The sequence below is a fragment of the Flavobacterium anhuiense genome (assembly GCF_004151235.1).
Lineage (GTDB): Bacteria > Bacteroidota > Bacteroidia > Flavobacteriales > Flavobacteriaceae > Flavobacterium > Flavobacterium anhuiense_A.
In genome coordinates, this window is record NZ_JUIV01000016.1 from 52,739 (window position 1) to 65,958 (window position 13,220).

The window sequence follows — 13,220 nt, forward strand, 5'->3', positions numbered from 1 at the left end:
GGAAGGCTCAGATGATTGTAGTCAACGATAACTACGTTTAATCGATTTTGTAAATTGGACGGAACCCATATTGAGATGTACAATTATAAAACAAAGTCCATGAAATTAAATAAGATGAAATGAAGCAAAAACTGCAATTTACTCTATTATTAAATAAATGGATGTGCTAACGAAAAATGTAGTTAAAGTTAAGGGCACATTTTTGCTCCTTATTTTTTACAATCTCATGTTTAAAGTCAAAGGCTATTTTCAAATTCGCCTATTTTTTTGTGTGAAAAAAAATATGGAGTCTATACAGGTTCTTTCACATTATTTGGCTCTGATTAAAAAAATGAAATTAAAAGCAAAAATGATTCAGAATTACTTTGTTTATAGTCTCAATAAAAAATGGCGCCAATTGAAGACAATTGGCGCCATCTGGCTCAGTGACCTCAACAAGATTCAAACTAGTTCTTTAAACTGGAGATTAGATCCTTTTTAAGGTAAAGATTTCTTTCTTTCTTTCTTTCTTTCTTTCTTTCTTTCTTTCTTTCTTTCTTTCTTTCTTTCTTTCTTTCTTTCTTTCTTTCTTTCTAAAGATTTTTTAATTGCGATTTTGGCCGGCGATGCAAAAATTGATCCGGTTAGCGAATTTGTTTAAATGGATAGACTATTTAAAAGTTAGTTAGTTAGTTAGTCTTTGTTTTTTTTGAGATTTTTTTACTGTGTTTTTGTCGATTTAAAAAATTTACATGTACCAATATCCTAAGATTTTGATATTATAATTAGGACAGAGCAATTAGTTTTTTTGAAAACCTGTCATTTTATTTTAATTAAGAGACACATTACAAATGATGTTTTTTGTAAGATTTTAAATTGTATTTTTTTTCGTGCCTTATTTGTGCTCCGACCTAGTTTACCCGTTGTAAAATTAGGAAAGTTAATTTCTGCATTGGCAAGTAGAGGGAGCTAAGAAATCCAAAATATAATTTAAAAAAGAGTTTAAGATGTTCGTAGAAGTATTTAACTCTTTTTTTTGAATTCAAGAATGAAAAGACAATTAAGATTATTGAATTCTTTTTAAACGACTCTTTTTAAGTTACATAGTAATATTTTTTGTATTATTGTAGTATAGTACAGTATAGAACTGTTATTTACTAACTAATTAAGAAAACCATGCAAAAAATTACAAATGAAACATTACCAGTTAAAAACATTCTAGCTTTAATGCTTTTTTTATTAACAATCTGTAGCTGGGGACAGACTTACGAGTTTGAAAACGGTACTCGTACAGGAAATGCCGACATTCAGAATTGCGATTCCTGTTCAGGAAAAATAGTCGGTAATTTAGGAGGAACAGGTAGCGTTTCGGTAAACGTCAATGTAACAGCATCAGGCTGGTACAATCTGCAATTATTTTATTGTACAGGAGATCCACGCACGATTAGGTTAACTGCAGGTTCAGCCACGGCTATTGCAATTCCATGTGAGCCAAGTGGAGGATGGAGTACAGCGGCGTCCAAAAATATAAGTGTCTATCTAAACAGCGGAATAACCACTCTGCTTTGGGATAATACGAATTCGTGGGCTCCTAATCTGGATAAGTTTATTTTGACACCATTAGCGGCAGGAACTAACCAAACTATCGCTTTTGGAACAAACAATAGTATTGTTTATAACCTCACTAATAAAACCTATAGCATAAAGTTTAATGGTGCAACTGTAATTAGCAATGCATCTGCTTATGCAAACAGTGATCAACAATACTTAAGCAGTAATTTTGCTTCAGCAGTTTATACTTCAGAACCGTTTGCAGACAATATAGGAAGCGGCACCAAACATATTTTTACTTTAAGTGGGAATTATAATCTTGGAATGCAACAGATTTTTTACACTTATACCAATAAAAACTATTTAGCTGTGCAAGTAGTCTTAACAGGAAGCGGATCAAACTGCTATAAAATGTCGCCTTTAACCAGTAACCAGATAACGCCCAATTTTGGAACAGGAGATACAAGAGCAGTATTTGTTCCTTACGATAATGACGCCTGGATTCGCTACAATGCTTATACTTTAAACTCAGCTGAGTTTACAGCATCAGAAGTAACTAATATTTATAACAATACCAATCGAAAAGGTTTAGTAATTGGTTCTTTGGAACATACCAAATGGAAAACAGGTGTTACTGTAAGCGGTGGTGGTTCTTCATCGGCTTATGTTTCGGTTATTGCGGGTTGGACTAAACAAGACGTAACCAGAGATACACGAGGACACGGTTGGGTAAATGTTGGGCAAACGAGTTGTCCTTCTCCAAAAATAATGATTAATGCTACGAACGACTGGAGAACAGGATTTGAAGAATTTGCGCAAGCCAACGCAGCGATGCAACCTAAATATATTTTTGATTGGACAGCTCCAAAACCAATTGGATGGAACAGCTGGGGAGCTATGCAGACCAATATTAACTTAACGAAGGCAAAAGCAGTTGTAGATTTTTTTCATAATGATTGCCCTGCATTTAAAACAGAAGATAATACTTTATTCATCGACTTGGATTCGTATTGGGATAATATGAGCGATGCCGAATTGGCACAATTTGTTACTTATGCAAAAAGTAAAGGATATAAGGCTGGAATTTATTGGGCTCCGTTTGTAGATTGGGGAAAATACAATCGTCAGGTTGAGGGAAGTTCGTATACTTATAATCAGTGTTGGACAAAAGTCAATGGAAATCCTTTAGAATTGGATGGGGCTTATGCTATGGATCCAACAAGTCCAGGAACTAAAGCGAGAATTCAATATTTTATAAATCGTTTTAAAACTGCTGGATTCGAAATGATAAAAATTGACTTTTTAACTCATGCAAGCATTGAAGCAGACAGCTTTGCAAATAACCAATTGCATACAGGAATGGAAGCGTATCAAGAAGGAATGAAATTCTTGATTGACCAAATTGGAGGAACTATGTTGGTTCAGGCAGCTATATCTCCTAATCTCGCTACTGGTCCTTTTGTGCATGTAAGACGTATTGCATGTGATGCGTACGCGACAATAAGTGATACTGATTATACTTTGAATAGTACAACTTATGGATGGTGGCAAAATCAAATTTATGATTATATAGATGCAGATCACGTAGTTTTCGGAAACGCTTCAATCGGACAGAATCGTGCAAGATTATTAAGCAGTGTAGTTACAGGAACGGTAATTACTGGTGATGATTTTTCTGTTGCTGGACAATGGAAAACCACTGCGCAGAGCCTTTTGCAAAATAATGATGTAATGGATGTCGCACGTAATGAAATGCACTTTATTCCTGCAGATGGAAATACGGGATATAATGCGGCGAATGTTTTTTCGGCAACGCACAATAACGTTACTTATGTCGCAGTTTTTAATTACAGCAATTCGGCTACGACAAATAATATCAGTTTGAGTCGTTTAGGGCTTGGTTCAGGCAATTATACTGTTAAAGAACTTTATTCTGGAGCTACGAGTACAGCTCAAAGCACATTAAGTGTTCAATTGCCTCAGGCTGATGCTGCGATTTATGCTATTTCTAGTGGGACATTAAGTACTCCAAGTTATAATTGGGCGAATGCTTCTACTAATTATGTTTTTCCTAATCCTGCGACAGACAGTTTTAGAATTAAGTTTGATCATGAAATTAATGGTCCAACAGCAATCTCGGTGCATAATATAACAGGAAAAGAAGTTTGGAAAACCACTGTTACGACAAATGGAACAATTAGTTCAGAAATTCCGGTAAACGGGCTTACAAAAGGCGTTTATGTAGTAAAAGTGAAAGCATCTGGACATCCGCAGCAAAACTTTAAATTTGTTAAGAATTAAAAATCTTTAAGTAACTTTTTAAAAATCCCGATTTTCATTTTGTTGAGAATCGGGATTTTTTGTATCGATATTTTAGAATTTTTAAACGGCAAATTTGAAATATAGTACTTTTTGCGATGCATATTTTTTGTTTATCTTTTTGAAATTTTTATCCGTTTATTGTCAGATTGACTATTTTGAAACAAAAAAAATAATTTTCGTTAAGTAAACTTGTTTGTTGATTTATAGGAGTTTATGTTTTTGGAATCGGAAAAAATGAGCACTATTTTTACTTATATTCTTGCAGGGTTAATTTTAATTTGTATTATTGTAGTATAGAATAGTATAATAAACCAAAAAACTTATCTAATGAACCACTATCCTTTTCCTTTAAAAAAACTGTTTTTATCCATTTTTCTGGCAGTATTTTTTTGTGTATCAGCTTTAGCGCAAAAAAATATTACAATGAATTTTGGTAAAAACGGAATCATTATTTATGATGCGAAACAAAAAACGATTTCAGTAAGCCAATCTGGAAAAACTGTATTTAGCGGAGCAAAAGCTTCTGTTATAGTTAACGGAAAAACCATAACGACAGATTCATATCCAGATGCTGTTTTTGCAAAACAAACTATTAAAGATGATTTAGGAAATGGTTTAAAATATACTTTAACTTATAAAGAGAAAAATAACCCAACTTTAATTCAGAGTTTTTATACTTATACCAATAAGTCTTACTTTATAACTCAAATAGAAATAATAAGTAACGGAAAACAAATTGCGACCAATTATATCTCACCATTAGATTTAGGCAAAATTGCTTTTGATAAAATTGAAAATCTGCATAGCGTTTTTGTTCCTTATGACAATGATGCTTTTATAAGTTATAATTCTAAAAAACTAGATACTATTTCTCAAAATACTAGTGCAGAAGTTGGAATTATATTCAACAACAATTCAAGAAACAGTTTTATTGTAGGTTCGCTTGAACATACCGTTTGGAAAAGCGCTGTTAAAACAATCAATAAAAATAAAGAAGCACAATTTTCGGCTTGGGCTGGATTTTCAGAAAAAGAAATAACTAGAGATAGTATTGGGCACGGAATAATAAAAGGTGAAAAAGTTTTATCGCCTAAATTCTTCGTCGGATATTATTCTGACTGGAGAGAGGGAATGGAAGAATATGCAAAAACAAATCGTATTGTAGAGAAACCTTTTGTTTTTACTTGGGATAAACCAACTCCAGTTGGCTGGAATAGCTGGGGCGTTTTGATGGAGAAAATTAATTTTGAAAACACGACTAAAGTTGCCGATTTTTTTGCTAACTCAATTCCGCAATTTAGAGTAGGCAATACAGCTTATATTGATCTTGATTCATTTTGGGATAATATGGTAAAAGGCGGATTTACAGGAGATTTCAGTAAATTAAAAGAATTTGCAGATTATTGCAAAAGTAAAGGTTTAGAACCTGGAGCTTACTGGGCGCCTTTTACAGATTGGGGGTGGAAAGATGGACCAAACCGTAAAGCAGAAGGCAGTGATTATACTTTTGGACAATTGTGGACTAAAACCGGAAATACTTATTTTGATTTCGACGGTGCACGTGCCATTGACCCTACACATCCCGGAACTCTTAAACGCGTTGATTATGTTATTAATAAGCTAAAAGCATGTGGTTTTAAAATGATAAAAATTGACTTTTTAGGTCACGCCGCAGCGGAATCGACTTCATTTTATGATAAAAATGTAACCACAGGAATGCAGGCTTATAAAGTAGGAATGGAACATTTAGTAAAAGCACTAGATGGGCAAATGCTAATTTATGCTGCAATTTCTCCTAATATGGCTACAGCCCGTTACGCACACGTTCGCCGTATTGCTTGCGATGCTTGGAAAACAATCGAGCAGACACAATACACATTAAATAGCGTCAATTATGGCTGGTGGCAAACCTATTCCTACGATTATATCGATGCTGATCATGTGGTTTTTGCAGATGTTACCGAAGGCGAGAATCGTGCAAGATTAATATCTTCGGTAATTACGGGGACATTAATTACGGGAGATGATTACAGTAAAGATGGAATCTGGAGCAAGCGCGCAAAAGAGTGGCTTCAGAATCATGAATTGCTTAAAATTGTTGCCAATGGAGTAGCTTTCCGCCCAGTAGAAGGAAATACGGGAAAACTAACAACTGAAGTTTTCGAACAAAAAATAGGAAATGATTGGTATGTGGCAGTTTTAAATTATGGTTCAGCAGCTAAAAATTTTACTTTGCCATTAGAAAGACTTGGTGTTAAGAGCGGTAATTATAAATTGCAAAATCTTTTTACAGCCGAAACTGTTGAGATAAAAAACAATAGTATAGATTTAAATCTCGGTGCTAAAGATGCGGGTTTATTTAAGATAGTAAAACGTTAATTGATAGAATTATGAGAAAACATTTTTTTAAGAAAACGGCTTTAGTATTTACCTTATTTATTCTTTCCTCAAATGTAATTAATGCAACGGTTTTATTACCATCTTTCTTTACAGATAATATGGTTTTGCAGCAAAAAAGTACTGTTCCGTTTTGGGGAGAAAGCGATAAACAATCAGTGTCTGTTACAACTTCTTGGGATAAAAAGACTTATAAAGCCAATGTGGTAAATGGCAAATGGAATGTAGTTTTAAAAACTCCCGTTTATGGTGGTCCTTATACAATTGCGATAAATGACGGAGATTTAAAAACACTGCAAAATGTTTTAATTGGAGAAGTTTGGCTATGCTCAGGACAAAGTAATATGGAAATGCCGTTAGAAGGCTGGGGGAAAATCAATAATTATAAAGAAGAAATTGCAAATGCCGATTATCCTCAAATACGATTATTACAAGCCGAGCATATCGAAAGCACTTTACCTCTAAATACACTAAAAGTGCAACACGATGGCTGGAATATATGCAGCCCTAAAACTATTGCGGATTTTAGTGCGACAGCTTATTTTTTTGCTAGAAAAATTTATAAAGAAAAAAAGATTCCTATTGGATTAATTCATTCTTCTTGGGGCGGAACATTAATTGAAGCTTGGACAAGTTCGGGGGCGTTAAGTACCATTCATGATTTTGATACCGAAATTGAAGCCATGAAATCTGAATCAAGTAGAGAAACTTTAGAGAAAAAATACAATGCTGATTTAGCAGTTTGGGAAAAACATCTTGCTAATGCTGACAAAGGATATGAGAACGAAAAAGCAGTTTGGGCAACGTCTAAAATTGATGATTCAGCTTGGAAAACAATGAAAGTGCCTTCTTTTTTTGACAGCAACGGTTTAGGAAATTTTGATGGAATAATCTGGTTTAGGAAAACAGTCAACATTTCGGATAATACTAAAGATTTTAAGCTGAGTTATTATGCCGACGACGATGATATACTTTGGGTAAACGGAAATTATATTGGTGAAACCAAAGGTTATAATGTAGAACGCCAGTATACAATTCCTGCAAAATATTTGAAGAAAGGTGAAAACCTAATAACAATAAGAGTTTTTGACGGATCAGGAAATGGAGGGATTTACGGAGATGAAAATATCGCTTTAAAATCAGAAAAAGAAACCATTGCATTATCTGGAGATTGGAAGTATAGTATTGGTGCAGACAGTAAAGATTTGCCTGCAAAACCTTATATGGCTCAAGGCCAAAACCGACCAAGCGCCATATACAATGCCATGATTGCGCCTTTGTTAGATTATAAAATAAAAGGCGTAATCTGGTATCAGGGTGAAAGTAATGCGGAAAGAGCGCATCAATATCAAAAGTTAATGCCACTCTTGATAAACGACTGGCGAGATAAATTTAAAGACAAAAATCTTCCTTTTTTCTTTGTGCAATTGGCTAATTATAAAGAGAAGAAAATACAGCCGGGAGATTCTGATTGGGCAGAATTAAGAGAAGCACAATTTATGGCTCTAAAAGTCCCTAATACAGGAATGGCTGTTACGACAGATATTGGAGACGGAAAAGATATTCACCCAAAAAACAAACAAGACGTTGGCGGACGCTTGGCAGATATTGCTTTAGCAAAAGTTTACAATACTAAAATTGATTATTCAGGTCCGCTTTATAAATCCTATAAAACAGAGCATAATAACATTATTCTGGATTTTGATTTTAATGTAGGAATTAAAGCCAAAGAAGGTTCGTTAAAAGGATTTTCTATAGCAGGATTAGACCAGAAGTTTTATTGGGCAGAAGCAAAAATAGTGGATGGAAAAGTAGTTGTTTATGCTCAGGAAGTTCCAAACCCTGTGGCTGTAAGATACAATTGGGCAGACAATCCAGACGGAAACTTAACCAATGCATCAGGATTGCCAGCATCATCATTTAGAACGGATAATTGGAAAGGAATTACAGAAGGAAAAAAATAAAAAAATAACATATAATAAAATGAAAAAACAAAGTATCAATTTAAGGCAGTCTTTTGCGATAGCATTTTTTATTCTCACGAGTTATTGCAGTACAGTAACCGCACAACAGATTATTGCTGTAAAAACAAAAACTAATGCATTAGTTTTACAAGTAACACCAGGAAAAGAAGTTAACACTATTTATTTAGGAGAAAAACTGGCAAACGATTCAGATTATGCTAAAATACAAAGTCAGTTTCGTCAAGGAACGGATTATTCAGGAATTTATAACGCGGCTTACACTGCTTCTGGATCAAAAAATTTATTAGAACCTGCAATTACAGTAACACATGCTGACGGAAACACTTCTTTGGATTTGCTATATGTAAGTCATAAAACGAATACGGTTAGTACAGGAGTTACTCAAACTGAAATTACATTAAAAGATCCTGTATATCCAGTTGAGGTTCATTTGTTTATCCAATCTTATTATGATACTGATGTGATTGAGCAATGGACAACTATTCAGCACAATGAAAAAGGAAGCATCACTTTAAATAAGTATGCATCGGCTAATTTATATTTGAAAGGATACAAAAACTTTTATTTGAATCAATATCATGGAGACTGGGCAAAAGAAATGCAGCCAGAAGAAACTAAAATTACTCACGGAATCAAAACTTTAGATACTAAATTAGGATCTCGTACCAATTTATTCCAGCCTTCAGTATTTATGGTTTCTTTGGATAAACCAGCAACTGAAGACGAAGGAAAAGTTTTGTTTGCAGGTTTAGAATGGTCAGGTAATTTTAGAACCGATTTAGAGTTAGATCCATTGAACAATCTTCGTGTTATTTCTGGAATCAATAATGCAGCGGCAGCTTATAAACTGGCAAAAAGCGAAGTTTTTACGACTCCTAAATTTTGGTACACTTTATCATCAAAAGGAAAAGGAACTGCAAGCCGTAATCTGCATGATTGGTCAAGAACTTATAAAATCTTAGACGGAAAAGAAGATCGTTTGACCTTATTAAACAACTGGGAAGCAACTTATTTTAATTTTGATGAAGAAAAACTTAAAGTTTTAATCGCCGATAGTAAAAAAATAGGCGTTGATCTGTTCTTGTTGGACGATGGCTGGTTTGGAAACACGTATCCTCGTAACAACGATGATGCAGCTTTGGGAGATTGGGATGTCAATAAAAAGAAATTGCCAAACGGAATTGGAACTTTAGTAAAAACGGCCAAAGACAATCAAGTGAAATTCGGAATTTGGATTGAGCCTGAAATGGTAAATCCTGCAAGTGATTTGTATAAAAAACATCCTGATTGGGTTATCAAACAGCCAGGAAGAGCAGAACATTATTTCCGTAATCAGTTGGTTTTAGATTTGGCAAATCCAAAAGTTCAGGATTTTGTGTATGGAGTTGTAGATAATCTTTTTACTGAAAATCCAGAATTGGCTTATATTAAATGGGATTGTAATGCTGTGATTTATAATGCTTATTCTAATTATTTGAAAGACAGACAGAATAATTTCTACACCGATTATGTAAACGGATTGTACAAAGTGTTGGAACGCATTCGTGTAAAATATCCAAAAGTACCAATGATGCTTTGCTCTGGCGGTGGCGGAAGAGTAGATTATGGTGCTTTGAAATACTTTACAGAATTTTGGCCAAGTGACAACACAGATCCTTTAGAGCGTGTTTACATGCAATGGGAATACTCGTATTTTTATCCAGCGCTTACCATTGCGGCACACGTTACAGACTGGGGAAAACAACCTCTAAAATACCGTACAGATGTTGCTATGATGGGAAAATTAGGTTTTGATATTGTAGTAAAAGATTTAAATGAGAAAGATCTAGTTTTCACTCAAAAAGCAATAAAAAACTATAACGAATTAAGTAATACCATCTGGCAGGGAGACCAATATCGTCTGCAGAATCCGTGGGATAATGATGCCGCTTCTGTAATGTTTGTCAATAAAAATGGTAATGAAGCTGTGGTTTTCAGCTATTCTGTTAACTCTAGATATGAAGCAGGAACTCATCTTCCAATTAAACTAAAAGGATTGCAGGCTGGACAAAACTATAAAGTAGAAGAAATCAATGTATATCCAGATAAAAAACCAGTGGTAGAAACCGCTGTATATTCGGGCGATTTTTTAATGCAAGTTGGGATTAATCCGAATGTTACAGCATCAAACAGCAGTGTTGTTTTAAAAATTACTAAGGCCTAAACTAAATTTCAAACATTAGTATATATTTGTAATACAATATTTTCTAAATAAATACTTATTAAAACGATTTATGAAGCAAATTATTCAGCAGATCAAAAATCTTGAATCTATAAATTCCTTATCTAAGCATGAGCAATTGGTTCAAGGAATAATTAATGCCATTGATGAAAAGGTAGTCGTAAAAGGCGATTTACTTCCGTCTGTAAATACTTTTATAAGCGAACTAGGTTTTGCGAGAGAAACCATTGCAAAAGCTTATAAAGAATTGGTACACAGAGGAATTATCGAATCGAAAAACCGTTTGGGATATTTTGTTGCGACCAATGATGTAAAGCAAGAATTAAAAGTGGCATTGCTGATATTTGCTTTTGATATTTTTCAGGAAATGTTTTATGAGAATTTTAGAAAAGGACTGGGCAAGAATGTGCAATTGGATATTTTCTTTCATCACAACAATTTTGATACGTTCGAGAATATAGTTCAGAGCATAAAAGGAAAATACGGAATGTTTGTTATCGCTCCGATTCCGAATAAAAAAACACCTGCTGTCTTAAAACAATTGCCTACAAACAGAGTATTGCTGGTAGACCGTTTTATAGAAACGGATGAAGATTACAATTATGTTGCACAAGAGTTTGGAGATTCGTCTTACAATGCTTTTGTGCAGCTTAAAGATAAAATTAAAAAGTACGATGAATTGGTATTTTTCTTCAAGCCATCGTCTGCAGAACCTAATGAAATCTTAAATTCTTTTAAAAGATTTATGAAAGATTATGATATCAAAGGTGTCATAAAAGAAGAATATACAGCTGGCTCTCTGGAAAAAGGAAAAGTATATTTTACCATTCACAATTTGGAACTTTGGGAAATGCTGAAAGATTCTAAAATTAAAGGATTGAAGATTGGTAAAGACATTGGTTTTATTTCGCATAACGATGATATTGTAAAAGAGATCATTTTTGACGGGGTAACTACATTTTCTACAGATTTCTCTGAAATGGGAAGAAGAGCAGCCGATTTTGTGCTGAACAGAAAAAAAACGCAGGAAATTATTCCAACAGTTCTTATCGATAGAAATTCGCTGTAATTTATGAATGTTTTATCGATTGTTAGTTTCCTACTGATTACGGGTTTGGTTGCCGTTATTTCAGCAATAAAAACGCGAAAAAAAAAGGTACAGACAACAAGCGGACTTTTTTTTGCAGACCATAACAATAATTTTTTTATAGTTGGAGGTGCTTTACTGCTCAGTAATATAAGTGCTAATCAGTTTATAGGCGAAAACGAATCTATTTACACCAATAACATGAGCGTGATAGCATGGGGCGTAAGTTCTGTGCTGGCAATGCTTTTGGTTGCGGAATTTTTTCTTCCAATTTACTTTCGTACAGGCGCTATGACAATTCCTGATTATTTAGGAAAACGTTATGATGAATCGACCAAAAGATTGGTGTCCATCATATTTCTATGCAGTTATATCGTTAATTTACTTCCAGCTGTATTATATGGTGGTGCAGTGGCACTGACAGGAATGTTTAATTTTCTGTATCCATTAGAATTAACCTATTGGCAGAATATCTGGGTAATGGTCTGGCTAATAGGTCTTACAGGTTGCGCTTATTCAGTTTTGGGCGGTTTGCGAGCCATATCGATCAGCGATACTGTTTTGAGTGTTGGTCTGCTGACTATTGGTATTGCATTTCCTTATTTTGGATTTAAATTCTTAGGAAACGGAGATTGGTTCAAAGGTCTTCATATTTTGCTTTCAGAAAATAAAGAGCATTTAAATGCAATTGGTGGTCCTCATGATGAAATTCCGCTCAGCACCATTTTTACAGGTATGTTTATCATGAATCTGTATTATTGGGGAATGGAACAATTTATTGTACAGCAGGCACTTTCGGCAAAAAGTTTATCCCATAGCCAGAAAGGTATGGGGCTAGCTTGCTTAGGAAAGCTCTTATGTCCTTTTATTATCAATATTCCTGGATTGGTTGGAACACATCTTTATAAAAATTTAGAAAATACAGCAGAAGTTTTTCCTCTTGTTATCAAGGATACTATGCCGGGAATTATGATTGGTCTAACGGCAGCAGTCGTTTTAGGAGCAGCAATAAGCACTTTTAATGCAGGACTTAACAGCAGCAGTACTTTATTTGTTCTTAATCTTTACAAACCTTGGTTAGAGAAAAGAAATAAAGAAGCGACAGAGAAACATCTGGTTTACACAGGACGTAAATTTGAAATTATTGTTTCAGCTCTGGCTATGTTTTCGGCGCCATTTATCATTTTTAGTAAAGCTGGTTTTTACACTTACTTGCAGCAATTAGGCGGTATGTTTTGTGTGCCTATTTTTACTATTATACTGATTGGTTTTGTATTTAAAAAAGTACCGCCTCAAGCAGCAAAAATAGGTATGATTTTTTTCATTTTGAGCTATATTATTTTCAATTATGTATTGGACATTAAATTGCATTATCTGCACATGCTGGCTCTTTTGTTTATTCTGACTTCATTCTGTATGCTATTGGTATCTAGGTATTATCCTGCGTATCAATACACCGAAATCAAACTAGAAACGGTTGAATTATCGCCTTGGAAGAATCGTTATTGGTATTTTGCTTTATTGATTATTGGCATGATAAGCATTTTTATTTTATTCTCTAAATGGGGAATAGCTTAGGTTTTAAGGTGCTGAGATGCTGAGGTTCTAAGGTTTAGGTGCAAAGGTTCAGAGGTTCAAAGATTTATGTAGAGACGCACTTCAGTGCGTCTTTTTTTAT

At 34.2% G+C, this 13,220-nt stretch carries 7 protein-coding genes; all 7 read left to right on the forward strand.

Features of this window, described 5'->3' with window-relative positions; genetic code table 11:
* Window positions 1–331 precede the first annotated feature (331 nt).
* The 7 genes from NU08_RS22380 (at window position 332) to NU08_RS17170 (ending at window position 13,120) form a co-directional block, all read left to right on the forward strand.
* Window positions 332–481, forward strand: coding sequence for a hypothetical protein (locus NU08_RS22380; protein WP_165352475.1), 150 nt, complete (start codon window positions 332–334; stop codon window positions 479–481).
* Window positions 482–1,155: 674 nt separating this feature from the next.
* On the forward strand, window positions 1,156–3,831 hold the full coding sequence (locus NU08_RS17145; RefSeq protein WP_129748335.1) for a T9SS type A sorting domain-containing protein: 2,676 nt from the start codon (window positions 1,156–1,158) through the stop codon (window positions 3,829–3,831).
* 444 nt (window positions 3,832–4,275) lie between these two features.
* Window positions 4,276–6,231 (forward strand): alpha-galactosidase, encoded by a 1,956-nt coding sequence (locus NU08_RS17150; protein ID WP_242502583.1) that lies wholly within the window; start codon window positions 4,276–4,278, stop codon window positions 6,229–6,231.
* An 11-nt stretch (window positions 6,232–6,242) separates the two neighbouring features.
* On the forward strand, window positions 6,243–8,213 hold the full coding sequence (locus NU08_RS17155) for a sialate O-acetylesterase (RefSeq protein WP_129748337.1): 1,971 nt from the start codon (window positions 6,243–6,245) through the stop codon (window positions 8,211–8,213).
* A gap of 19 nt (window positions 8,214–8,232) precedes the next feature.
* Window positions 8,233–10,437 (forward strand): alpha-galactosidase, encoded by a 2,205-nt coding sequence (locus tag NU08_RS17160; RefSeq protein WP_129748338.1) that lies wholly within the window; start codon window positions 8,233–8,235, stop codon window positions 10,435–10,437.
* A gap of 70 nt (window positions 10,438–10,507) precedes the next feature.
* The gene (locus NU08_RS17165) at window positions 10,508–11,524 is read left to right on the forward strand and encodes a GntR family transcriptional regulator (RefSeq protein ID WP_008469304.1); all 1,017 of its coding nucleotides are present in this window, start codon (window positions 10,508–10,510) and stop codon (window positions 11,522–11,524) included.
* Between the two features lie 3 nt (window positions 11,525–11,527).
* The gene (locus tag NU08_RS17170) at window positions 11,528–13,120 is read left to right on the forward strand and encodes a solute:sodium symporter family transporter (protein WP_129748339.1); all 1,593 of its coding nucleotides are present in this window, start codon (window positions 11,528–11,530) and stop codon (window positions 13,118–13,120) included.
* The last annotated feature ends 100 nt before the right edge of the window (window positions 13,121–13,220 follow it).

Coding starts and splice junctions, on each gene's coding strand:
- NU08_RS22380 (WP_165352475.1), top strand. CDS start 332: ATGAAATTAAAAGCAAAAATGATTCAGAATTACTTTGTTTATAGTCTC.
- NU08_RS17145 (WP_129748335.1), top strand. CDS start 1,156: ATGCAAAAAATTACAAATGAAACATTACCAGTTAAAAACATTCTAGCT.
- NU08_RS17150 (WP_242502583.1), top strand. CDS start 4,276: ATGAATTTTGGTAAAAACGGAATCATTATTTATGATGCGAAACAAAAA.
- NU08_RS17155 (WP_129748337.1), top strand. CDS start 6,243: ATGAGAAAACATTTTTTTAAGAAAACGGCTTTAGTATTTACCTTATTT.
- NU08_RS17160 (WP_129748338.1), top strand. CDS start 8,233: ATGAAAAAACAAAGTATCAATTTAAGGCAGTCTTTTGCGATAGCATTT.
- NU08_RS17165 (WP_008469304.1), top strand. CDS start 10,508: ATGAAGCAAATTATTCAGCAGATCAAAAATCTTGAATCTATAAATTCC.
- NU08_RS17170 (WP_129748339.1), top strand. CDS start 11,528: ATGAATGTTTTATCGATTGTTAGTTTCCTACTGATTACGGGTTTGGTT.